This is a genomic window from Bacillus thuringiensis (genome assembly GCF_001455345.1).
GTDB classification, from domain to species: domain Bacteria; phylum Bacillota; class Bacilli; order Bacillales; family Bacillaceae_G; genus Bacillus_A; species Bacillus_A thuringiensis_N.
This window is the reverse complement of sequence record NZ_CP013274.1, coordinates 135001-157981: the sequence shown is the minus strand read 5'-3', so window position 1 is coordinate 157981 and position 22981 is coordinate 135001. Positions and strand designations below refer to the sequence as shown.

Genomic DNA, 22981 nt, shown 5'->3' with positions numbered 1-22981 from the left:
GGGTATTCAGGTAAAAATGGGAATGATTATATTTTTTTACTACTTAATACAACTCCGCTTACTACATATAAGATAGATGCAATATAAAAAATCGTACCAATCGTAAAGAAATCTACTAAATATCCCGTTACAATAATTGCTACTGCTCCTCCAATCGATGTCCACACATGATATTTTCCAATCTCATAACCAGCATTTTCTTGCACAACTTTTCGCGCTAACGATGTCTTCTCCGTATTACGCTGCACAGCACCTAAAACACCCATTAAAATTTGAAGAATGTACACATGCCAAACTTCCGTGGCAATCGGGAAACAAAGCATTAATACTGCCATGGACCAAGCATATATAATTAATAATTTCTGATCACCTACTCGATCAGACAACTTTCCTACTACCGGATATACAAGTGCTGAAGTTAAGGCAAATAAGCCATACGCCCAGCCAAACTGCGAGAAGCTATTCCCAACATTCCGAAGCAATAGAATGTAAAAAGGAAATACCATACTTCCCGCCATCATAATGATGCTTTGTGATGCTACAAATCTTCTATATGTCATTTGTTATACTCCTTATAAAATAAATTCACAAACCGTTCCTCTGAGTCTACTTCCTTCTTCTTCTGAAGGAACTCTTCTATGCGAGGATATGCTTTCTTTAACTGCTCTTTCGTTGGATACGAATAATACGGTAAATAATAACTACCATTATGATTTAACGTAACATCAATCATCTTCTGAATGACTGCTTTTGTTTTCTTTATTTCATCCTCTGAGCGCCCTTGATTAATTAAAAGCACAAGCGCAAACATATCATCTTTCGCATAAGATAGTACCGCATTTTCATTCTTTTCTACATAGCGAATGGTAATGTTAAGAAGGTTTAATTCCTCTTCATTCAAAACACTTCGCAAGTCATCTATATACGCTGCAAAACTATCTATTGGTACGAAATATTCCTGTAAAATCTCGGTCAAGTTTGGATTATCGTATTCCATAAAGGCACTATCCGATCTCATTACATTATTTCGTGTTTCGTACTTACCATTTGTACGTTCAAAATAACTTCTTTGTATATCCCAAAATGTATCCTTTCCCCAATCACTATAGCGTGATAAACCGAGTAAAAATTTTGGCGCAGCTATAATATTTTCTTCTTTCAATTTACTGTACTCTTTCAACCTCTGCTGATCTTTTGCTAATACATAATCTGTCACATACATTTCTTTTAAAAATGAATGTGGGGCAACAGAAATACGTGCTAAATGCATGCGTATATTCTCATCCCTTCGCACTTTATTCTTAAAATATGAAGAGTACTCTTTATAATCTAGTACCTTCGTATGCGCTTCATACAATTCATCATCTGTTAACTTTAGCGTCACATCTAAAATCACGCCAAACAATCCATATCCCCCAATTACATACGGAAACAGATCCGCATTTTCTTCTCTACTTACATTACGCACCTTACCATCTGCCATTAACAACCTAAACGACTCTACTGTATCAATCAATGCTTCATGACGAATATCACGCCCATGTACATTTACACTTAATGAACCACCAACAGTAAAAATATTTTGAGATTGCATCACTTGAACTGCAAGACCATATGGATTGATTTTCTTTTGAATGTCATTCCATGTGACACCACTTTGCACTCTAATCCTCTTCTTCTCCGCATCGAATTCTAATATTTCATTATACCCTTTCATATCAAGCATCGTACCGTTCGGATAATACGTCTGACCGCCTTGGCTATGCTGCATACCTGCAATAGAAATCTTCTCTCCAGAAACGTTTGCATCTTGCACGACCTGTTTTAATGAACTTTCATCCTCAGCATGTTCAACACGTTTAATTTTCGTTGGAAGTAACTTTCCTACATCGCTCATAATTGGATGATTTAGTTGCTCTTTATATGTATTTACAGATGTTGCAAGCAACACTGTATAAGCTACAATGACCACCGCTATCTTTCTTTTTTTCAAATGACACTCTCCTCTTCTACAGTTTTCCCTCTTCATATTGTACCTAGTTTCCTAAAAAGAAAGTATACCAAAAAGAGGGGACCTTATTTTAGGTCCCCCCTCATCAAAATTGTTACTTTGCTGCTGGCAATTGTATTGGGTCAAACTTTTCGTACGACGTATATTTTGCGTTCGTAATAATGTGTGCTTTATCCTTGCCATTACTACTCATAATCATGTCTATCTTTGCTGATTCATATTTAAAATCTTTTGTAATGATATATTCTGCATCCACTTCTTCTATCTTCGCATTTTGTGCTTGTAACATTTTCTTCTGCGTTTCATCCATGCTAGTTAACATACTTTCTGTTTCTTGCCCTTTTAATGTAAATTTCAGTTTATATTTATCTCCGCTTTTCTCCATCTTCATTTTATCTAAAACTACTTCCGGTACTTCTAACTTATCTATAATATCTTGAGTCGCTTTCATTCCACCAGCGTTTAATTGCTCCTCTGGTACGGTTATAACTTCTCCTGTATTAGGTTTTTTTACCTCACCAGCAACTTTACCATCCACAGTATACACTACAACATCTGTACCAGAAATATTCATTTCAGAACGAGAATTCTTTGTCTTTGGCTCTAATTGCATCTTAGCCTTTAATATATTCATCTCTGTTTCTTCAGCTTTTATCTCTACGTCATATGTCATCGTTACATGTTCTTCATTTTTAAAAGCTTCGTTCGTTTTCTTGAAAACATCCTTCGCTGCTAATTCTTTTTCTTTCTGCATGGCTTCCTTTTTCGGTTCATCAGTTTTTGTTGTTTTCTCATTGCTACACCCTACCCCTAGACTGATTGCAAACACTAAACTTGAAATAAAAATAATTTTTTTCATAATGTCGCCCCCTTTCCCAAAATAATATCACCTCTTTTCCTATGAAATCTATACAATGTTTAATCTATATTCGCTATATAGCGACATGTTTAATGAAGATTTTAAATATGATGTAAATAACAACAACTCATTTCAGGAGGTCATTATGAAGGCGATCATTTGCACACAGTATGGACCACCTAACGTTCTTCAGCTTCGAAATATAGAGAAACCTACGCCTAAAAAGAACGAAGTATTAGTTAAAATTCACGCAACAAGTGTATCAACTGGAGATTGTAGAATACGCGGTTTTAATAGTCCCCTCTTATTTTGGATTCCTATGCGGATTATATTAGGTTTCAGAAAACCAAGAAAACCTATACTCGGCGTAGAGTTATCCGGTGAAATCGAAGAAATAGGAACAGATGTAACTCAATTTAAAAAAGGTGATCCAATTTTTGCATTAACAGAACTAAACCTCGGTGGTTATGCCGAGTACACATGCGTACATGAAAGTGGATTAATAACATTAAAACCTACCAATGTGACGTATGAAGAAGCGGCAGTTATTCCTTTTGGCGGAACTTCAGCATTACATTTCCTAAGAAAGGGCCGTATAAAAAAAGGGAAACAAGTGCTCATATATGGTGCCTCAGGATCAGTAGGAACAGCTGCTGTACAACTTGCTAAATATTTCGGTGCGACCGTTACGGCTGTTTGTAGTCATTCAAATTTTGAACTCGTTCAATCTTTAGGAGCTGATACAGTAATTGATTATACGAAAGAAGATTTTACTAAGCGGTGCGAGCGCTACGATATTATATTTGATGCAGTTGGGAAATATAAAAAATCCCTTTGCACAAATACATTAACACCCAATGGAAAATATGTATCTGTTAATGGAATGATGGCAAAGGTAAGTAAAGAGGATATGATTCTACTAAAAGAACTAACTGAAACAGAACATTTAAAACCTGTTATTGATAGAACCTACCGATTAGAAGAAATTGCTGAAGCTCATATGTATGTGGAACAGGGACATAAGAAAGGTAATGTTTCTATTACCTTAAAATAAAATATATTCAGAAAATAACGTTGACAATTCTTTTTGTAAGATTTACTATTAGTACCATATTAAAAAACTACATACACATACTCTTATCAAGAGTGGCGGAGGGACTGGCCCGATGATGCCCGGCAACCGAGCTTATAACGTATAAGCTAAGGTGCTAATTCCTGCAAAACGAGTTTTCGTTTTGGAAGATAAGAGAGGAATCTATTTTGTCTATTCGGCACCTCTCTTATTTTTGAGAGGTGCTTTTTATTTTGGAACGTATATTAAGGGGGAATTATAGATGAAGAAAGTATTATTAAGCATTGTAAGTGGGGCTGTATTATTATTAGGCGCATGTAGCGGAGGTTCAGATAAAGAAGTAAAAGCGTTAGATGAGAAAAAGATTACTGTCGGTGTAACAGGTGGACCGCATGAACAAATTTTTGAGAAGGTAAAAGAAGTGGCTGCGAAAGACGGGCTCGAAATCGATATAAAAGTATTTAATGATTATGTAGCACCGAACGTATCACTCGATGAAAAAAGCCTTGATGTAAATAGCTATCAAACGAAATCATATTTAGACGTATTTAAAGCTGAACGTAATATGAAATTAACCGAAGTATTTTCAACAGTAACATTCCCTATGGGCGTATATTCAAAAAGCTTAAAGGATGTAAAGGACTTAAAAGATGGCGATGCAATTGCTGTACCAAATGATCCAACGAATGAACTTCGAGCTTTAAAACTATTTGAAAAAGCAGGTGTTTTAAAAGTGGATCCAAAGGCTACAGAAAAAGCGACTGCAAAAGATGTAATTGAAAATCCAAAAAATTTAAAGATCGTTGAATTAGAGGCTTCTCAATTACCAACACAGCTAAGTGAAGTAAAAGCAGCTGCAATTAATACAAACTTTGCATTAGGTGCAAAATTAAGCCCTGCGAAAGATTCTATCTTCCGTGAAGGAAAAGATTCACCATATGTAAACTGGGTCGTTGTTCGTACTGAAAATAAAGATGACGCTGTTGTAAATAAATTAAAGAAAGCTTATCAATCTAAAGAAGTAAAAGAATTTATCGAGAAAAAATTTGATGGTTCTGTTTTACCGTCTTGGTAGGAGCTGACGATAATGATTAAATTAAACAATGTCTCCAAAGTATTTACAACAAAAAAAGGGAATGTGGAAGCTCTTAAGTCTACTTCCCTTCAAGTAAAAAAGGGTGAAGTATTTGGAATCATTGGATATAGTGGCGCTGGCAAAAGTACATTAATTCGATGTGTAAATTTATTAGAAAAACCAACAACAGGAAATATCATTGTAAACGAGCAAGATTTAACAACACTATCTACAAAAGAACTAGCAAAAGCGAGACAAAAAATCGGGATGATTTTTCAAGGATTCAATTTACTTAAAACTGTTACCGTTTATGAAAATATCGCATTACCGTTACGTCTTGCTGGCATTCCAAAAGTAGAAATTGAAAAAAGAGTAGAAAAGTATTTACGTATTGTCGATCTTTTTACTCGAAAGGATGCCTATCCAAGTGAACTTTCTGGTGGCCAGAAACAACGTGTTGCCATTGCACGTGCACTATCACATGAACCAGAAGTGTTATTAAGCGACGAAGCAACGAGTGCTTTAGATCCAGAAACAACTGATTCTATTCTTGATTTGTTATTAAAAATCAACGAAGAAATCGGAATTACGATTTTACTCATTACACATGAAATGAACGTTATCCAACGTATATGCGACCAGGTTGCTGTTATGGAACAAGGGGCTGTAGTCGAAAGCGGGACTGTGAAGGATATTTTCACAAACCCACAACATGTAACAACAAAGAAATTTGTAAATAGTGCCTTTGCAGCGAAAATTCCAGAAGAGGTACAAAAAGAGCTACAAAGCACCGGGGAAATCGTAACCCTTTCATTTATTGGTACTACTTCAGGAGAACCTGCTTTAGCTGTTGCCACAAAACGTTTCCAAGTATATCCGAATATTTTATCCGGTAATATTACGCAATTAAAAAACGAGGCATACGGGAAACTTGTCGTTCATATGCAAGGTGAACAAAATGAAATTCACCGTGCTTTATCGTTTTTACAAGAGCAAGGAATCATCGTAGAAGGAGGTAGAGCTGACTATGGGAAACAAGTCCTTTTTGGATGAATGGGGTAAAGTCATATGGGAAGCAACCATTCAAACATTTCAAATGACATCTATTTCGCTGTTAATTTCTATCCTTATTGCGTTACCACTTGGCGTCACACTTGTTTTAACGAGACCTGGTGGACAGCGCGAAAATAAAATCATCTATCCTATTCTAAATACAATTATTAATATCATTCGTTCTCTTCCATTTATCATTCTATTATTCTTCATTTTACCTTTTACAAAGTTTCTAATGGGGACCTCTATTGGTGTGCAAGGTGTGATTGTACCACTTGTCGTATTTACAGCTCCTTATATTGCACGTTTAATGGAAACGGCTTTATTAGAAGTAGACCGTGGTGTTATTGAAGCATATCAAGCAATGGGAGTCTCTACTATAAAAATCATTTGGCACGTCATGGTGAAAGAGGCGCGTCCCTCCCTTGTACTTGGATTAACAATTGCAACGATTGGCTTAATTGGCGCAACAGCAATGGCTGGTCTTGTAGGTGCTGGCGGGCTAGGGGACTTAGCATATCGCTTCGGACATTTACGCTATGAACCTGAAGTAATGTATGCGACCGTGTTCATTTTAATTATCCTCGTTCAAGGACTACAGTCTTTAGGAAATGGTGTCGCACGAAGATTGAAGAAAGATTAAAAAAGAAGGTATCTCACCAAAATGAGATACCTTCTTTTTATCTTTTGAATCCACCTTCTGAATGAATAACTTGTCCCGTAATCCATTCTGCTTCTTCACTTACTAAAAACTTAATGAGTCTTGCTGCATCCTTTGGTTCACCAATTCTTCCAAAAGGAAACATTGGCTTTAATCCTTGCTTTATCTCTTCATTCATCCAGCCTGTATCGGTTGGACCCGGGTTAATTGCATTCACTGTTATTCCTAAATGAGCTACCTCGGCTGACAACGAACTAGTAAGAGCATCAATAGCTCCCTTCGTTGTTGCATACGCCAGTTCTCCAACCATAGGTCCTTGAAATTGCCCCGAAGTCATATTTACAATTCTACCACCAGATTTCTTATCAAATCCTCGAGCAAATTGACTACTTAACAATGTAGTCGCACGAATATTGACCATGTAGTGCTTATCTAATTCTTCAGCAGTCAAATTAGAGAAGTCATTATTTGTAGAATACGCTGCATTATTAATTAATATATGAGGGTAGCCTAGTTGTTCAGTAACTTCATTTATAAGCTCTTTCAGTGCATCATTCTGAGTTAAATCTAACTCCATACTCGATACTTTCACACCGTTTTTTAGCAAAGCTTCTTTTAATTGTATTTGTTCACTTTGATCAACGCCCCAAGGCATCTCTTTATCATAAGCTGTCCAATATGTAAAAAATATATCGTATCCTGCTTCAGCTAATTCTTTACAAATCGCTGCGCCTATACCATCTAAACGACTTACACCTGTAACAACTGCTACTTTATTTTTTAATTGATTCATCATATACTCCTCCAATTTTAAAGGATGCATATTTTATATAAGAGATATAAATTTCCCCTCATACGTATCTATCCTTACAAAGGGGATGTACAAGCCAAATATGCAGTCCTTGAATGATTTACAGATAGCTAAATAACCCCTCACTGATGAGGGAAAAATGCATCTATCTAATTTCTAACCATTACAAGTTCATCCACATATTGAGTCCTTGTCTCCTTTCCATATACCTCTATTTCTATCATACCAATATGATGTAATATTTCAAATGATTTAAAAATAAAAATCACTATTCCATTCCAAACTTCTATTAATTTTATTATATTATAATATTTAAATAATGGAAATAATTAGAAAAATGCTGGTAAATATTGACTAACCTTCTTATAATAAAACGTGGGGCTAATGTGAGAATTTAGTTTTAAACAAATAGGGGGAAAAACACATGTCAAAAAAAATACTTTCTTTATTTTCTGCAGTAATCGTAGCAGCTTTCGTAATAACTGGATGTGGTCAAAGCGATACGACAAATAAAGAACAAAAAGAAAATAAGACAGAAAAAACGGATACCACGAAAGAAAATAAACCTGAAGAAAAAAAATCCGAAGACAAGAAAACTGAAGATAAAAAGACGGAAAATACCGCTACTAGCTCCAGCGATTATTCTAAACTGATTTCCTACATGGAAAAAGAAACAGGCGGGAAAACAAAAGTTCTTTTTGAAAATAAGGAACCACAAGTCTATAAAGCTGAAGATGTTTCAGTATCAATGAACAGTTATACATTAGTTGAATTAAATGGATTCCATACGGACTTTAACATTCCATTTAACCGTCAAACAGAGGGCGGAGTTATTCTTGTGAACTATAGCGTAAAAAATAGTTCAGCTAAAGATATCTATTATATGCCAGCATTGGACATGTCATTTACTGGTGCTCAGAAAGTATATAGTAACTATAAAGACTTAATTCCAAAAGAAGATCAGCTACCAACTAAACTTGCTCCAACGAATGATTACTTAGTAAAAGCAGGAGAAACTATTTCTGGTTATATCGCGTATCCATTCGGAAAAGATGATCTAGCGAAAATTTCAAGTCTCTCAACAGTCTCAGTCACAGTCCCAACTGCACAAGCTAATAAAGGAAAATTTGATGCTCCAATCGGAAGCCCTGGAAGCTTTTCATTAAGTTTAAATACGCAAGGTGCTGAAAAGGTTGCAACAGATAAAACTTTCTACCAAGATAAAGCTACAGCTAATAACATGGGCGATAAAAAAATGTTAAAAGAGAAATCAAGTATTAATAACAGCCAAGAATTAGGTGCTGTTAATGTTACATTAGACGGATACCAATTTACTCAATTCACACCAAATTCAGTTGAAGCACCACGCTTTGCAAATTTCAAAAATGGTATTGTTCTATTAACGGTGAAATTCAAGCTTGATAACAAAGATACTCAAGACGTTTCACTATCTCCTATAAGCTCTACATTAAGAGTGAATGATGGTACACAATATACGATTAATGAAGGTATGCTACTAAATTACGACTATAACGCTGCAGTTAAAACAGGAACATCTGGAGAGTTACTACAAGTATTTATTTTAGATCAAGAGCAGTATGAAAAGATTTGGAAAGACAAAAGCTTTGAGATTGAGTTAGGACCTATGAGAAATAAAGAAGCTAAAGATATTTCACAAGGTAAAAAAGCTAAATTTACATTACCTAAATAAATTACTAAATATATAATAAAGAAGGCATATAACATATGATTGTTATATGCCTTCTTTATTTTTATAAAAACACTATTTTTGTTCACATTATATCCATTGTGAATCTTCTCACAATGGATATATAATAAACCTGTAAATACAATATTGGAGGGATTTCAATGGTTATCAATTTTTTAAGAACTGATAAACGTGCTACTTTCATATTATTACTTTTACGGCTTTACATAGGATATGCATGGCTCACTGCTGGGATAGGTAAAGTTTTCGGACAATCTTTTGACGCAAGTGGTTTTCTAAAGGGTGCTATCGCTCAGGCATCAGGTGACCACCCTGCAGTACAAAGTTGGTGGGCAGATTTTCTTCAACATTTTGTTCTTCCAAACGCAGACCTATTTAGCTTTTTAGTTCAATGGGGAGAAATTTTAGTAGGTCTAGGTTTGATTTTAGGCGGATTAACAAAAACAGCTGCATTTTTCGGAATCATAATGAACCTTTCATTTTTATTAAGCGGAACTGTTAGTGTAAATCCAAACCTGCTTATTTTAACTATGTTCATTTTAGTTGCAGGTCATAATGCCGGACGTATTGGGTTAGATGGCTATGTTTTCCCTAAACTTTTCCGTAAAAACAACCATGAAACATATAAATTAAGTAAAACTGCGTAGTAACAGTTTACTTTTAAAATATAAATAAGAAAAAGAGCCTGATTATAGGCTCTTTCTTATTTACTCCAAATCTTATAATCATTTAAATCTTCCCAATAATGATTTAAACGCAGTTTACAACAATCTAACTCGGTTGCACAACGAAAATACCTATGCCGATATCCATTATATAGTACTAAAATTTTTCATACTTTCCCCAAGAATATAGTGTGAAAACCAGCTCAAATTCTGTTTCATAATAGCTACATTCATTCCCGGCTGATTAGGACTATATGCCATTCCTTTAAATATAATTAATTCTGTATCAACTTCCACATCCTTTAACCCTTGATGTAATTCATATGCATTTGTAATTGGGATTCTTGCATCCTTTTCGCCATGTTGGATTAAGGTAGGCGTACAGGCTGATTTAATATATGTCATTGGTGATGTTTTCTTATATATCTCTGGATCATTCCATGGAGTATTTCCTAAATGCATTCTAATAAAGTAAGGAATATCTGTATTTACATAATGAGTACTCCAGTTCGTAATTCCGCCCCCAACTGAAATAGCTTTAAATCTATTACTAAACGTAGAACAGAAAGCTGATATATATCCTCCGTTGCTCCATCCCATAACTCCTACTCTCTCTTTATCTACCATCCCTTTTTCAACTAGTTCATCCACTCCAGATATAATATCATCATAATCAGCAATTCCTTGTTTTCTATAATTTGCTTTTAAAAATTCATTACCATAACCAGAACTTCCTCTATAGTTTGGTTCTAAAACGATAAAGCCTTTTTCGATAAACTGTTCAATCGGATATTTCTCATTAAAACAGTCTGAAAATATCGGAAAGGATGCCCAAGCTGGACCCCCATGAATTACCACTAATAAGGGATATTTTTTATTTGAGGCAAACTCCGCTGGGGTTGATAACACACCCTCAATTTCAAGGCCATCACTACTTTGCCATGAGATGACTTCTCTGTTACTTTTAAGCCTTCCTTCGAAAAAGCTATTTTCATTCGTTATTTTTTTGTCGTCTAAATAAATTTCAAAGGTTTCATTTGTTATAGCCTTATTATAGGTTATATGATTGCCATCTCTTGTTATAGAGACATCCATTATAAAGCCATCTATTTTTTCGCTTAATGTTTTCACAGTGCCATCTTCAGCTAGTAATCCAATACGATAATTCGTTTTATCCTGCCATCTAATTAAAATCCCTTTAGCTGTCCACTGTAATGGCATAACCGTACTATCAAAGTTTGTTAGAGGCTGAATTACCTCTCCAGTATTCATATTATATATCTCTAATGTACTTTCTTGTATATGGTTTCTATAATACTCCTTCTCTCTTATGCTTGCTGAGTAACATATTTTGTTGCCCTCAGGAGAAAGGCAAACGCTTCCGCTCAACAACTTATCTACATTCATCTTTTGTAGTTCCCTAGATTCAATATCTAATATGTATAGATCACCATTCATATGATCGTTTAGGCTTGGTGTAGCCATACATACAACCTTTGTCCCATCATTTGAAATATCAAAGTTATTTATATAAAAATCCTTTCCATCAGTTAATTGATACACACCGTTAGTCTCTCGTTCTTCTATATCATTTTGTATCACTTTTTCTATTTCAATGTAGCATAAACAATTATTCTGATGTTCCTTACCTACATGTTGAAAATCTCCATATAGCTCCTTACGTTTCTTTATTTCCTCACATTCTTTTGACTGTGTAATATAATAAAAGCCTTTACCAGTAGGATCCCATTTGAATGTACTAATTCCTTCTATTTCATCAGTAATTTGAACCTCACTACAACTGTCTATTGACTTAACAAAAATCTGATTTTTATTATCCCCTTCACCACCTGGGCTAAGGTATGCAATGCTCTTAGAATCTGGAGACCATAATGGATGTATACTATCTAGATCCCCATTTGTTAGTGAGTAACTCTGCCCTTTATCTGTTTCATATACCCATACATGATTCCTATATGTATTGTCTTTCCAGTTAGTCGTCTTCTTAACAAATGCTACGTTCTTGCCATCATCACTTATGCTTGTACTTAATACGGTTGGTAACGAAATAATCTCTTCTATACTTAAATATGTTTTTTCTTTCACTTTCATTAATAAGCCCCCTTGTAATCTCCATGAATCTATCGTCTCTTCTCGTCATAATAAAGGAAATTTTTCACGCATACTTAAAATGATAATAGAAAATTCGGATAAATAAAAGTAAATTCGATAAAGTAAACCTTTAATCTATAGGGTTCTATCCACTTACCAATTTCAGATATTCTTTTTCAACACAAAAATACCCCTTTAGATAAAATATCTAAAGGGGTACAAATTCGTAAATTTATTTAAAAGCTACAACTATATTTATTAACCTACCAATCTCCTACTCAACAGTAACAGATTTAGCTAAGTTACGTGGCTTATCAACGTCACACTCGCGGTGAAGTGCTGCGTAGTATGAGATAAGTTGGAATGGAATAACTGCTACTAGCGGTGCTAGTGCTTCGTGTACAGCTGGTAGTACGAAGCTGTCACCTTCCATTTCTAAGCCTTTCATTGAGATGATACATGGGTTAGCTCCGCGTGCTACTACTTCTTTCACGTTACCACGAATTCCAAGGTTTACGTGCTCTTGTGTAGCAAGTGCGATAACTGGTGTACCATTTTCGATTAAAGCGATTGTACCGTGTTTTAACTCTCCTCCAGCAAATCCTTCTGCTTGGATGTAAGAGATTTCTTTTAGTTTTAACGCGCCTTCTAATCCTACGTAGAAGTCTACGCTACGTCCGATGAAGAAACAGTTACGAGTTGTTGCTAAAAATTGTTTTGCTAATGCATCCATTTCTTCTTTTTGATCACAAAGTTCTATCATTGCATTTGCTACAAGTCCTAATTCGTGTGTTAAATCAAAATCAAGAACTTCACCTTTTGCTTTAGCAATGTCCGCAGCTAAAATTGAAAGTACTGCAAGTTGTGCTGTGTAAGCTTTCGTTGATGCAACTGCGATTTCTGGTCCTGCGTATAACGGAAGTGTATAATCAGCTTCACGAGAAAGCGTAGAACCAGGTACGTTTGTAATCGTTAATGCTTTATGACCCATTTCATTTGTTTGCACAAGTACTGCACGACTATCAGCTGTTTCACCACTTTGTGAAATGTAAATGAAGAATGGTCTTTCTGTTAATAGTGGCATGTTGTAAGAGAATTCGCTTGCTACGTGTACTTCAACTGGCATTTTTGCAAACTTCTCGATAAATTGTTTTCCAACAAGACCTGCATGATAACTTGTTCCACATGCAATGATGTAAATACGATCACTATCTAAAATCGCATTGCGGATGTCTTGATCTAATTCAATCTCGCCATTTTCATCTTGATACTTTTGAATTATATTACGGATTACAAGTGGTTGCTCATCGATTTCTTTAAGCATGAAATGAGGGTATGTTCCTTTTTCAATATCACTTGCGTCTAATTCCGCTGTAAATGGTGCACGTTCAATCGTTTCACCTTGTAAGTTTTTAATTGTAATACTTTCTTTCGTTACGATTACGATTTCTTTATCCATTAATTCAATAAATTGATCTGTAACTTGTAACATCGCCATAGCGTCGCTCGCCACAACATTAAAGTTGTCACCAACACCTACTAATAGCGGGCTTTTGTTTTTAGCAACATAAATCATGTTTGGATTTTCAGCATCAAGTAGTCCGATTGCATAAGAGCCATGTAAAAGAGATAGCGCATTACGGAACGCTTCTTCTACACTTAATCCTGTGCTCACTTGTTGTTCCATAAGCTGCACGATAACCTCTGTATCAGTTTCACTTACGAACGTTACATCTTGTAAATATTCCTTTTTCACTAACTCATAGTTTTCAATTACACCGTTATGAACTAGTGTAAAGCGTTTTGATGTACTTTGATGCGGATGCGCGTTTACTTTACTTGGAACACCGTGTGTAGCCCAGCGTGTGTGTCCGATACCTACGCTTGCTGCTACGTTCTCGTCTACGATTTCACGAAGTTTTGCAATACGGCCTTTTTCTTTGTATACAACAACACCGTTTTCTGCTTGTACTGCAATACCTGCTGAATCATATCCACGATATTCTAGCTTTTCTAAACCTTTTAATAAAATTTCCTTTGCATCTTGCTCTCCAATAAATCCTACGATTCCACACATGTTTAGTCGCCGTTACAAATGCTTACACTGCTCTGCGAACATGTAACGACATAGTCCGATACCATTTTTATTTATACTAAAAAACGGATTACATATTGCTAGCCCTGTAAGCTTGTAACGGCTTTCACCTTCCTCTCGATTGGGTTTAAGTCCGTATATACTTATACAGCTAGTTTTCATCCGTTCCTTTTCTCTCATCACACTTTCACCTTTGTCCACTAAGTCACCTTAATGATTTAAGTAAAAGCTTGCGGTTGTGATGAACAACCGGGAGTCATCCGCCGAAATCTCGATAAACCCCACCTCGTCAACTACACTACTTGTAGTTCTGGCGCTTCTATAATTTACAATATTTCCTTTGAGAAAAAGAACAAGACCATCTTATAACAAACATGGATAAACCGTCAATGAAATTTTTTTCATCGTCTATAAAACATATGAAAAAGGAGCACTTCTTGTGCTCCTTTTTCAATAAATTTATCAAATTATTCAGCGCCAACTTCCGCTTTCACAACTTCTACAATGCGATGTACATATGCGTCACAAACTTCTTGTGTTGGTGCTTCTGCCATTACACGAATAAGTGGCTCTGTTCCAGATGGACGAACAAGAATGCGGCCATCACCATTCATTTCTTCTTCTACAACACGAATAATTTCTTTAATTTTTTCGTTTTCTAGTGCTAGTTTTTTATCTGTTACACGAACGTTTACTAGTAATTGCGGGAATTTTGTCATTTCTCCTGCAAGCTCAGATAATGGTTTTTTCGTCATTTTCATGATGTTTACAAGTTGAAGTGCACTTAACATTCCATCACCAGTTGTAATGTAATCAAGTAAGATAATGTGACCTGATTGTTCTCCGCCCAAGTTATATCCACCACGCTTCATTTCTTCCATTACGTAGCGATCACCAACTGCTGTTTTATCACTTGTAATACCGTTAGCTTCAAGCGCTTTATAGAAACCTAAGTTACTCATAACTGTTGAAACAACTGTATTGTGCTTTAGTTGACCAGTTTCTTTCATGTACTTTGCACAAATAAACATAATTTGATCGCCATCAACGATGTTTCCTTTTTCATCTACAGCGATTAAACGGTCACCATCACCATCAAAAGCAAGACCGATATCAGCACCTTTTTCTTTTACTAATTTAGCTAATACTTCTGGATGTGTAGAGCCTACTCCATCATTAATGTTCATACCGTTTGGTGAAGTACCCATTGTTGAAATATCAGCTTCTAAATCAGCAAATAAATATGGAGCTAAAGAAGATGTAGCACCATGCGCACAATCTAAGGCGATATGTAAACCAGAGAAATCTTCCTCTACAGTTTGTTTAATGTATTGTAAATATTTTTGTCCACCTTCAAAATAATCACTCACTTGTCCAAGATTAGTACCTGTTGGACGTGGCAATTCATCAACTTCTTTGTCTAATAAAGCTTCGATTTCTGCTTCCTGCTCATCCGTTAATTTAAAACCGTCTGAACCAAAGAATTTAATTCCGTTATCCTGTACTGGATTATGAGATGCAGAAATCATAACACCCGCTTGTGCATCTAACGCTTTTGTTAAGTAAGCAACACCTGGTGTAGAAATAACACCAAGGCGCATTACTTCTGCTCCAGTTGATAATAGACCTGCTACTAAAGCTCCTTCTAGCATATGTCCTGATATACGTGTATCACGACCGATAATTACTTTTGGACGATCTGTATCTTTTGTTAATACATAACCACCGAAACGTCCAATTTTGAACGCTAATTCAGGCGTTAACTCCTGGTTCGCAACCCCACGTACTCCATCTGTACCAAAATATTTACCCATTATGATTCGCTCCTTTTTCTGGCTCTTTTTGATTATCTACTGTTGGCTCTTGACTAGTTTCTTTTTCTTTATTTTGTTCCTGTTCCTTTTCCTTTTCCTTTTCCGGATCAGGTTTAGGCTCAGGTTCAGGTTCAGGATTTTTTGGTTTTTCAGTTTGATTATCTTGATTATTATTTGAATCTGGTTTTTCACCGTTACCCTGTACTTCTTTATCTGGATTTTCTTTCTTCACAATTGTGACTTTAGCACTTTTTTGTTTTGGCTCTATTGAAATATTACCAGGACCGCTCACTTGAATAGAAACATCCTTCGTCCCTGGAGATACATTTTGCAGATTAATCGCTGCTGTTATTTGAGCTGCTGTTATTTTATCTACTATACTTGTTTCTCCTGAAATATCAACGCTTATCTTCCCATCTTGCGGCGAAAGTAGCTGGGCCGTAACATCTTTAGAAAGTCCATTTTTTTGAATTGATATACCATCAATCGTTCTTGTTTTCGTTTGTTTTGTTTTTTGCACGCCTACTGAAACCTTCACTTGATTCGGCTTTGCACTTGTTACACCCTTTGGCAATAAAACAGAGGTATCGAATGTTGTAGACTCTGTCAATTGACTAAGATCTACTTCGACCCCCTCTATCGATTGTATATTATCCAATATATCTTTTGGACCTGCTATCGTTACTTCTCTCGGCTCAACGCTAATATTTGTAACGGCCAATCCTTCTGGTAAACTCCCCTTTTTCGTATACGTTACAGGAATAGTTTTTTCAGTATTATTGGCCGTTGCTTGCGTCGTCACATTCAACGTTACATTAATTTTAGATGGACTTGTTCTTACATTTAAACGTTTTCCTTCTTTATTGTATAATGTAACTTCGGCTGTTTTCGTAACAGTTTTATTAACACCTTTTAAATCAATATACGCTTTAGCAGATGAAATACTTTCAATTTCTTCTTTCGTCCCAACTACCTCAACAGTATCAGGTTTAATGTTTGATTTTTCGAGGGTAGAACCTGCTGGCATCTGATCCTCATTTGATAATTTTAAGTCTACATGAACATATTTTCTCGCTTTTTCATGAAGAGTAATTTTAATTGTCGATGGCTGAACTGTTCCTTTCACATCATCTGGAAGCCCGTTCGTTTTCAAAGAAACTTCATAAGTTCCTGTTTCGCTATCTCTCAAATCAACTGGTATATCAAATTGTTTTTTTGCTTTTGCTGTAGCAACTGCTGCTTTTGGGCCCTCTAACTTTACCTTAACGCCCTCTGCCGGAATACCACTTACAATATATTTCTCTTCATCATACTTAAGGTTAATATCATAATTAGTTAATGTTTCTTTCGCATCATTTGCAAAAGGTAGTATCCCTGATGTCGTATTTTTTTCAGTTAAAGTCGCTGACATAAAAAGCATACACGCCAATAGTAATGAGATTCCTTTTAAAAACCAATGATTCTCCATTAACTTATCCATGACGCTTTCTCCTCCAATTCCATAAAGACGAAGAAGTCGTTTTTTCGTTCGCACTAAACTCAGCTAACAACATATCTTTCAGCTGTTCTGTCTTCAAATCACGATGCAACTTACCATTTTTCGTTAAAGAAATTTGGCCTGTTTCTTCCGACACAACTACTGTAATACTATCCGTAACTTCACTAACTCCCATTGCAGCGCGATGCCTAGTTCCTAACTCCTTAGAGATAAATGGACTTTCCGATAACGGCAGATAACATGCTGCTGCTTTAATGGTACTTCCTTGCATAATTACTGCTCCATCGTGAAGAGGTGTATTAGGAATGAAAATATTAATGAGTAATTCCGATGATACGTTTGCATTTAGCGGAATACCCGTTTCCACATAATCACCCATACCGGTCTCTTTTGACAAAGTAATTAATGCACCTATTCTACGTTTCCCCATATATTCCGTTGCTTTCGCTATCGCTGTTGCAACGATTTCAGGTTCATCATCCTCTTGATTCCCAACACGCGAAAACAGGCTCCCGCGTCCTAGCTGCTCAAGCGCTCTTCGTAATTCTGGCTGGAAAATAATAATCACGGCTAAAAATCCCCACGTTAATACTTGCTCAGTTAGCCAATATAGCGTATGCAATTCAAGGAAAATACTGATCATCCGAACGACAATAATAACTGTAATCCCTTTTAAAAGTTGAACAGCTTTCGTCCCTCGGATTATGAGAATTAGCTTATATATAATAAACCATACAACGGCAATATCTAATACCGTACTAAGATATTTCAAAATGGTCGTATCTTCAAAAGGCATGCTAACCCTTCCTCCTACTTACGAGCAATTCTATCCATATATTGAAATATTGTTTTTATGCTCTATCTGTATGTATTTCCAACAACTAGTTAATTATACCATACATGAAACAAACAACAATTACAAACAACCCCCTTTGGTCTAAATTGGTAAGATGTCAAACATTCTTATCGTACAGTACAGTATAATATAAATCATTATTATACGCCTATTTTCAAATAAAAAAAGCAACTTCTCAGTTGCTTTTCTTACATTTATTTTAGTTTTTCACCGAATAAAGAACCCATTAAAGCAACCGCTGTTGTTGCCGTTCTATTTCGCTCATCTAAAATCGTATTTACCTCAACAAACTCAGCAGATGTAACAATATCAGCTTCCGCTAACATTTCCATTGCTAAATGGCTTTCACGATAAGATAGACCACCGATTACAGGCGTTCCAACTCCTGGTGCATCATGAGGATCAAGACCATCTAAATCTAATGATAAATGGACACCATCAGTATGAGATAAATACGCGATTGTTTCTTCCATAACAGCCGTCATACCCATACGATCAATCTCGTGCATTGAGAATACTTTAATACCTTCATTGCGGATAAAGTCTTTTTCTCCTTCGTCTAATGCACGTGCACCGATAATTACAACATTCTCTTTTTTCACCTTTGGATATGCCCCGTATAAATCTACAAGTGAAGAATGTCCATACCCTAAACTTGCTGCAAGTGACATACCATGAATATTTCCAGATGGTGAAGTTTCTTCTGTATTTAAGTCACCATGTGCATCATACCAAATAACACCTAAATTTTTATAATGTTTCGCAACACCAGCTAATGTACCGATAGCGATACTATGGTCACCACCTAATACAAGTGGAAAACGACCTTCTTCTATAATATGATCCACCTTACTTGCTAATTCGTTACATACAGTTGCAACTTGTGTAAGGTTTCTTAAGCTTGTATTTACATCTACTTCTTTTTCTCTCTCTATACATATATCTCCCATATCTTTAACGTCATATCCGATTTCTTGAATTCTTTCAACTACGCCTGCATAACGGATTGCGCTCGGCCCCATATCAACTCCGCGACGCATCTGTCCTAAATCCATTGGAACTCCAATAACTGAGATTTCTTTTTTCATAGATAGTATCCCCCTTTTGTGCCTTCACTAAATATTTTAAATCTTTTATATAGTCTGACTCAACTCGACATTTTTCTGTATGGATATACAAATTATTCACTTATATCCGCTTTGAAACCCAAATGTTAAGACTATTCTATGTATAAAGTTAACTTAATGAAATAACTACCATCATTATTATTAGATAATAATAAAAAAAACACTTCTACATTTAGGAGTGTTTTGCTGATGCTATTTTCCACACTGCAGCAATATTCTTTGCTGTCATTTCGATATTCTCTGCTGCTACTTTATATGCCTCTTCTAATGTCATCGGGCTCGATGTAATACTAAATACTGCATCAATCCCTTTTTCATGAACAGCGGTGTAATTCGGAGATACAGACCCTCCAATAGCAATGACAGGAATGTGAAAACGCTTTGCACGCTCCGCAATACCTACAGGAGCCTTTCCATATGCTGTTTGTTCATCTATTCTACCTTCACCAGTTATAATTAAATCTGCACCTTCTATATGCTTATCAAATTTTGTATAATCTAATACAATTTCAATTCCTCTCCGCAAGTTTCCCTTTAACACTGCCATAACAGCTGCTCCCATTCCTCCTGCAGCTCCTGCACCAGGTATTTTAGATACGTCGTAAGATAAGTATTGTTTAAGGATATACGCATAATGCTTTAAATTCTCATCCAGCTCTTTCATCATCTCTGCATCCGCACCCTTTTGCCGTCCAAATACGAGAGATGCTCCCCTTATTCCAACTAACGGATTATCTACATCACATGCTGCTTCTATCTTTATATGCGCTAAGCGTGAGTCCATTCGTGAAAAATCAATAGTGACAATCGAATGTAACGTTCCTCCAGATGGATCTATTACTTCCCCTTTTCCATTTATAAACCTAACTCCTAAAGCTGACAACATACCTGCTCCCCCATCATTTGTAGCACTTCCTCCAAGTCCTAAAATAATGTGCTCAGCTCCTTCATCTAGCGCATGTAGTATAAGTTCTCCTGTTCCTTTCGTCGTTGTAACAAGTGGATTTCGCTTTTTAACCGGAACATGTTGTAACCCTGATGCTGCTGCCATTTCAATAAACGCTGTCTTTTTATCTTTAGACATACCGTAAAAGGCTTGTACACGTTCTCTAAGCGGTCCTGTCACATGAAGTGATGTAATCCTCCCCCCTATGGCATCGACAAGTGAATCAACCGTTCCTTCACCTCCATCTCCAATTGGTATTTTTACATACTCTGCTTTAGGAAAAATTGCTCCAAAACCTCTTTCAATAGCCTCACATACTTCTATAGCTTTTAAGCTTTCTTTATATGAATCAGATGCAATAACAACTTTCACAATTATCCCCATCCTTTATTTTCACGTTTTCTCCATTTTAAATGAAAAATATGAAAGTTGTCTTTCCAAACACAAAAAAAGCTTACATCATATGATGTAAGCTTTTTATTTAGATGGAGCCTAGCGGGATCGAACCGCTGACCTCCTGCGTGCAAGGCAGGCGCTCTCCCAGCTGAGCTAAGGCCCCTTAGTAATTAAGCGGAAGACGGGATTCGAACCCGCGACCCCAACCTTGGCAAGGTTGTATTCTACCACTGAACTACTTCCGCAAAAATGATGAGCCATGAAGGACTCGAACCTTCGACCCTCTGATTAAAAGTCAGATGCTCTACCAACTGAGCTAATGGCTCGTAAATGGCTGGGCTAGCTGGATTCGAACCAGCGCATGACGGAGTCAAAGTCCGTTGCCTTACCGCTTGGCTATAGCCCATTAATATTTACTAGTATGGTTATCTTTTCAAAAAAATAAACCCTCTCAGGTTATTTTAAAGAAAATGGTGGAGGGGGGCAGATTCGAACTGCCGAACCCGAAGGAGCGGATTTACAGTCCGCCGCGTTTAGCCACTTCGCTACCCCTCCGACATTTAAAATATATATGGTGGAGGATGACGGGATCGAACCGCCGACCCCCTGCTTGTAAGGCAGGTGCTCTCCCAGCTGAGCTAATCCTCCAAAAGTGGTGACCCGTACGGGATTCGAACCCGTGTTACCGCCGTGAAAGGGCGGTGTCTTAACCACTTGACCAACGGGCCAAAATTTTTAAAACTCTTCCCAAGCTTCCAACCGGGCTTGAACCGGTGACCTCTTCCTTACCATGGAAGTGCTCTACCAGCTGAGCTATGGAAGCATAATGGCTCCGCAGGTAGGACTCGAACCTACGACCGATCGGTTAACAGCCGATAGCTCTACCACTGAGCTACTGCGGAATAATATTAGCCTGGCAACGTCCTACTCTCACAGGGACAAGGTCCCAACTACCATCGGCGCTAGAGAGCTTAACTTCCGTGTTCGGTATGGGAACGGGTGTGACCTCTCTGCCATCATTACCAGACTTTTATCATTTTAAACATTTCTTTCGAAATGTCAAGAAGAAAAATATATATTCCTTCAAAACTAGATAACATTGCTACATATTATATGGTTAAGTCCTCGATCTATTAGTATTCGTCAGCTCCACATGTCACCATGCTTCCACCTCGAACCTATCAACCTGATCATCTTTCAGGGATCTTACTAGCTTACGCTATGGGAAATCTCATCTTGAGGGGGGCTTCATGCTTAGATGCTTTCAGCACTTATCCCTTCCGCACATAGCTACCCAGCTATGCCCTTGGCAGAACAACTGGTACACCAGCGGTGCGTCCATCCCGGTCCTCTCGTACTAAGGACAGCTCCTCTCAAATTTCCTACGCCCACGACGGATAGGGACCGAACTGTCTCACGACGTTCTGAACCCAGCTCGCGTACCGCTTTAATGGGCGAACAGCCCAACCCTTGGGACCGACTACAGCCCCAGGATGCGATGAGCCGACATCGAGGTGCCAAACCTCCCCGTCGATGTGGACTCTTGGGGGAGATAAGCCTGTTATCCCCGGGGTAGCTTTTATCCGTTGAGCGATGGCCCTTCCATGCGGAACCACCGGATCACTAAGCCCGACTTTCGTCCCTGCTCGACTTGTAGGTCTCGCAGTCAAGCTCCCTTATGCCTTTGCACTCTACGAATGATTTCCAACCATTCTGAGGGAACCTTTGGGCGCCTCCGTTACACTTTAGGAGGCGACCGCCCCAGTCAAACTGCCCACCTGACACTGTCTCCCGGGTCGATAAGACCCGTAGGTTAGAATTTCAATACAGTCAGGGCGGTATCCCACCAGCGCCTCCACCGAAGCTAGCGCTCCGGTTTCAATGGCTCCCGCCTATCCTGTACAAACTGTACCAAAATTCAATATCAGGCTACAGTAAAGCTCCACGGGGTCTTTCCGTCCTGTCGCGGGTAACCTGCATCTTCACAGGTACTATAATTTCACCGAGTCTCTGGTTGAGACAGTGCCCAAATCGTTACACCTTTCGTGCGGGTCGGAACTTACCCGACAAGGAATTTCGCTACCTTAGGACCGTTATAGTTACGGCCGCCGTTTACTGGGGCTTCAGTTCAGAGCTTCGCTTACGCTAACCCCCCTCCTTAACCTTCCAGCACCGGGCAGGTGTCACCCCCTATACTTCGC

18 protein-coding genes, 9 tRNA genes, 2 rRNA genes and 1 riboswitch (1 of these 30 cut by a window edge) are annotated in these 22981 nt (G+C 37.3%); of the genes, 6 read left to right on the top strand and 23 right to left on the bottom strand.

The features are described from left to right. Positions 1-26: 26 nt before the first annotated feature. The 3 genes from ATN06_RS01125 to ATN06_RS01115 all read right to left on the bottom strand — a co-directional run bounded on the left by ATN06_RS01125 (position 27) and on the right by ATN06_RS01115 (position 2870). Positions 27-560 carry an MFS transporter gene (locus ATN06_RS01125; RefSeq protein WP_060629235.1) on the bottom strand — a complete coding sequence of 178 codons (534 nt, stop codon included), beginning with the start codon at positions 558-560 and terminating at the stop codon, positions 27-29. Beyond that, positions 557-1993, bottom strand: a complete 1437-nt coding sequence (locus ATN06_RS01120) for an FAD-binding oxidoreductase (RefSeq protein ID WP_060629234.1) — start codon at positions 1991-1993, stop codon at positions 557-559. The genes ATN06_RS01125 and ATN06_RS01120 overlap by 4 nt, the downstream gene beginning before the upstream one ends. Before the next feature lie 112 nt (positions 1994-2105). After that, positions 2106-2870, bottom strand: coding sequence for a DUF6612 family protein (locus ATN06_RS01115; RefSeq protein ID WP_060629233.1), 765 nt, complete (start codon positions 2868-2870; stop codon positions 2106-2108). 145 nt (positions 2871-3015) lie between these two features. On the opposite strand from ATN06_RS01115, the gene ATN06_RS01110 reads away from it, so the two are divergent. The 4 genes from ATN06_RS01110 (at position 3016) to ATN06_RS01095 (ending at position 6713) form a co-directional block, all read left to right on the top strand. Then, positions 3016-3924: an NAD(P)-dependent alcohol dehydrogenase gene (locus ATN06_RS01110; protein ID WP_060629232.1), complete on the top strand. Its 909-nt coding sequence runs from the start codon at positions 3016-3018 to the stop codon at positions 3922-3924. A gap of 80 nt (positions 3925-4004) precedes the next feature. Next, a riboswitch (SAM riboswitch) is annotated at positions 4005-4119 on the top strand. 85 nt (positions 4120-4204) lie between these two features. Then, positions 4205-5017 (top strand): MetQ/NlpA family ABC transporter substrate-binding protein, encoded by an 813-nt coding sequence (locus tag ATN06_RS01105; protein WP_000756984.1) that lies wholly within the window; start codon positions 4205-4207, stop codon positions 5015-5017. 12 nt (positions 5018-5029) lie between these two features. Then, a complete protein-coding gene (locus ATN06_RS01100) occupies positions 5030-6070 on the top strand; it encodes a methionine ABC transporter ATP-binding protein (protein WP_060629231.1) in 1041 nt (346 codons plus the stop codon). Beyond that, complete coding sequence (locus ATN06_RS01095) at positions 6045-6713, top strand: methionine ABC transporter permease (RefSeq protein ID WP_000527151.1); 669 nt, start codon at positions 6045-6047, stop codon at positions 6711-6713. The genes ATN06_RS01100 and ATN06_RS01095 overlap by 26 nt, the downstream gene beginning before the upstream one ends. A 37-nt stretch (positions 6714-6750) precedes the next feature. On the opposite strand, the gene ATN06_RS01090 is transcribed toward ATN06_RS01095, so the two are convergent. After that, a complete protein-coding gene (locus ATN06_RS01090) occupies positions 6751-7527 on the bottom strand; it encodes an SDR family oxidoreductase (protein ID WP_060629230.1) in 777 nt (258 codons plus the stop codon). 439 nt (positions 7528-7966) lie between these two features. Between ATN06_RS01090 and ATN06_RS01085 the strand changes: the two genes are divergently transcribed. Together ATN06_RS01085 and ATN06_RS01080 are read left to right on the top strand one after the other, a co-directional pair. Next, positions 7967-9253: a DUF5068 domain-containing protein gene (locus ATN06_RS01085; RefSeq protein ID WP_060629229.1), complete on the top strand. Its 1287-nt coding sequence runs from the start codon at positions 7967-7969 to the stop codon at positions 9251-9253. 158 nt (positions 9254-9411) lie between these two features. Continuing rightward, positions 9412-9918 (top strand): DoxX family membrane protein, encoded by a 507-nt coding sequence (locus ATN06_RS01080; RefSeq protein ID WP_060629228.1) that lies wholly within the window; start codon positions 9412-9414, stop codon positions 9916-9918. A gap of 165 nt (positions 9919-10083) precedes the next feature. On the opposite strand, the gene ATN06_RS01075 is transcribed toward ATN06_RS01080, so the two are convergent. The 19 genes from ATN06_RS01075 to ATN06_RS00985 all read right to left on the bottom strand — a co-directional run. Then, the gene (locus tag ATN06_RS01075; RefSeq protein ID WP_060629227.1) at positions 10084-12048 is read right to left on the bottom strand and encodes a S9 family peptidase; all 1965 of its coding nucleotides are present in this window, start codon (positions 12046-12048) and stop codon (positions 10084-10086) included. Positions 12049-12322: 274 nt separating this feature from the next. Continuing rightward, positions 12323-14125, bottom strand: coding sequence for a glutamine--fructose-6-phosphate transaminase (isomerizing) (gene glmS, locus ATN06_RS01070; protein WP_060629226.1), 1803 nt, complete (start codon positions 14123-14125; stop codon positions 12323-12325). A 12-nt stretch (positions 14126-14137) separates the two neighbouring features. Then, positions 14138-14323 carry a hypothetical protein gene (locus ATN06_RS01065; RefSeq protein ID WP_033659100.1) on the bottom strand — a complete coding sequence of 62 codons (186 nt, stop codon included), beginning with the start codon at positions 14321-14323 and terminating at the stop codon, positions 14138-14140. A gap of 287 nt (positions 14324-14610) precedes the next feature. Further along, a complete protein-coding gene (glmM, locus tag ATN06_RS01060) occupies positions 14611-15957 on the bottom strand; it encodes a phosphoglucosamine mutase (protein WP_060629225.1) in 1347 nt (448 codons plus the stop codon). Then, on the bottom strand, positions 15950-17437 hold the full coding sequence (locus ATN06_RS01055) for a CdaR family protein (RefSeq protein WP_060629224.1): 1488 nt from the start codon (positions 17435-17437) through the stop codon (positions 15950-15952). The genes glmM and ATN06_RS01055 overlap by 8 nt, the downstream gene beginning before the upstream one ends. Further along, complete coding sequence (cdaA, locus tag ATN06_RS01050; protein WP_060629223.1) at positions 17430-18251, bottom strand: diadenylate cyclase CdaA; 822 nt, start codon at positions 18249-18251, stop codon at positions 17430-17432. The genes ATN06_RS01055 and cdaA overlap by 8 nt, the downstream gene beginning before the upstream one ends. A 254-nt stretch (positions 18252-18505) precedes the next feature. Then, on the bottom strand, positions 18506-19399 hold the full coding sequence (rocF, locus tag ATN06_RS01045; RefSeq protein ID WP_060629222.1) for an arginase: 894 nt from the start codon (positions 19397-19399) through the stop codon (positions 18506-18508). A 211-nt stretch (positions 19400-19610) separates the two neighbouring features. Next, positions 19611-20756, bottom strand: coding sequence for a glycerate kinase (locus ATN06_RS01040; protein ID WP_060629221.1), 1146 nt, complete (start codon positions 20754-20756; stop codon positions 19611-19613). 114 nt (positions 20757-20870) lie between these two features. Then, positions 20871-20943, bottom strand: a tRNA-Ala gene (locus tag ATN06_RS01035). Positions 20944-20953: 10 nt separating this feature from the next. Beyond that, positions 20954-21025 (bottom strand) — tRNA-Gly (locus ATN06_RS01030). 8 nt (positions 21026-21033) lie between these two features. Further along, a tRNA-Lys gene (locus ATN06_RS01025) sits at positions 21034-21106 on the bottom strand. 5 nt (positions 21107-21111) lie between these two features. After that, a tRNA-Gln gene (locus tag ATN06_RS01020) sits at positions 21112-21186 on the bottom strand. 65 nt (positions 21187-21251) lie between these two features. Next, positions 21252-21335 (bottom strand) — tRNA-Tyr (locus ATN06_RS01015). Positions 21336-21352: 17 nt separating this feature from the next. Further along, positions 21353-21428, bottom strand: a tRNA-Val gene (locus ATN06_RS01010). 5 nt (positions 21429-21433) lie between these two features. Further along, positions 21434-21508: transfer RNA gene (locus tag ATN06_RS01005), tRNA-Glu, on the bottom strand. Positions 21509-21530: 22 nt separating this feature from the next. After that, positions 21531-21603 (bottom strand) — tRNA-Thr (locus ATN06_RS01000). Between the two features lie 4 nt (positions 21604-21607). After that, positions 21608-21682: transfer RNA gene (locus ATN06_RS00995), tRNA-Asn, on the bottom strand. Between the two features lie 9 nt (positions 21683-21691). After that, a 5S ribosomal RNA gene (rrf, locus tag ATN06_RS00990) occupies positions 21692-21807 on the bottom strand. A gap of 86 nt (positions 21808-21893) precedes the next feature. Further along, positions 21894-22981, bottom strand: a 23S ribosomal RNA gene (locus ATN06_RS00985); it runs 1834 nt beyond the window's last position.

Bases quoted from the DNA above. Each gene is read 5' to 3' on its own strand.
- ATN06_RS01105 (WP_000756984.1), top strand. From the start codon at position 4,205: ATGAAGAAAGTATTATTAAGCATTGTAAGTGGGGCTGTATTATTATTA.
- ATN06_RS01080 (WP_060629228.1), top strand. From the start codon at position 9,412: ATGGTTATCAATTTTTTAAGAACTGATAAACGTGCTACTTTCATATTA.
- ATN06_RS01095 (WP_000527151.1), top strand. From the start codon at position 6,045: ATGGGAAACAAGTCCTTTTTGGATGAATGGGGTAAAGTCATATGGGAA.
- glmM (WP_060629225.1), bottom strand. From the start codon at position 15,957: ATGGGTAAATATTTTGGTACAGATGGAGTACGTGGGGTTGCGAACCAG.
- ATN06_RS01090 (WP_060629230.1), bottom strand. From the start codon at position 7,527: ATGATGAATCAATTAAAAAATAAAGTAGCAGTTGTTACAGGTGTAAGT.
- ATN06_RS01075 (WP_060629227.1), bottom strand. From the start codon at position 12,048: ATGAAAGTGAAAGAAAAAACATATTTAAGTATAGAAGAGATTATTTCG.
- ATN06_RS01100 (WP_060629231.1), top strand. From the start codon at position 5,030: ATGATTAAATTAAACAATGTCTCCAAAGTATTTACAACAAAAAAAGGG.
- glmS (WP_060629226.1), bottom strand. From the start codon at position 14,125: ATGTGTGGAATCGTAGGATTTATTGGAGAGCAAGATGCAAAGGAAATT.
- ATN06_RS01055 (WP_060629224.1), bottom strand. From the start codon at position 17,437: ATGGATAAGTTAATGGAGAATCATTGGTTTTTAAAAGGAATCTCATTA.
- cdaA (WP_060629223.1), bottom strand. From the start codon at position 18,251: ATGCCTTTTGAAGATACGACCATTTTGAAATATCTTAGTACGGTATTA.
- ATN06_RS01110 (WP_060629232.1), top strand. From the start codon at position 3,016: ATGAAGGCGATCATTTGCACACAGTATGGACCACCTAACGTTCTTCAG.
- rocF (WP_060629222.1), bottom strand. From the start codon at position 19,399: ATGAAAAAAGAAATCTCAGTTATTGGAGTTCCAATGGATTTAGGACAG.
- ATN06_RS01125 (WP_060629235.1), bottom strand. From the start codon at position 560: ATGACATATAGAAGATTTGTAGCATCACAAAGCATCATTATGATGGCG.
- ATN06_RS01085 (WP_060629229.1), top strand. From the start codon at position 7,967: ATGTCAAAAAAAATACTTTCTTTATTTTCTGCAGTAATCGTAGCAGCT.
- ATN06_RS01065 (WP_033659100.1), bottom strand. From the start codon at position 14,323: ATGAGAGAAAAGGAACGGATGAAAACTAGCTGTATAAGTATATACGGA.
- ATN06_RS01115 (WP_060629233.1), bottom strand. From the start codon at position 2,870: ATGAAAAAAATTATTTTTATTTCAAGTTTAGTGTTTGCAATCAGTCTA.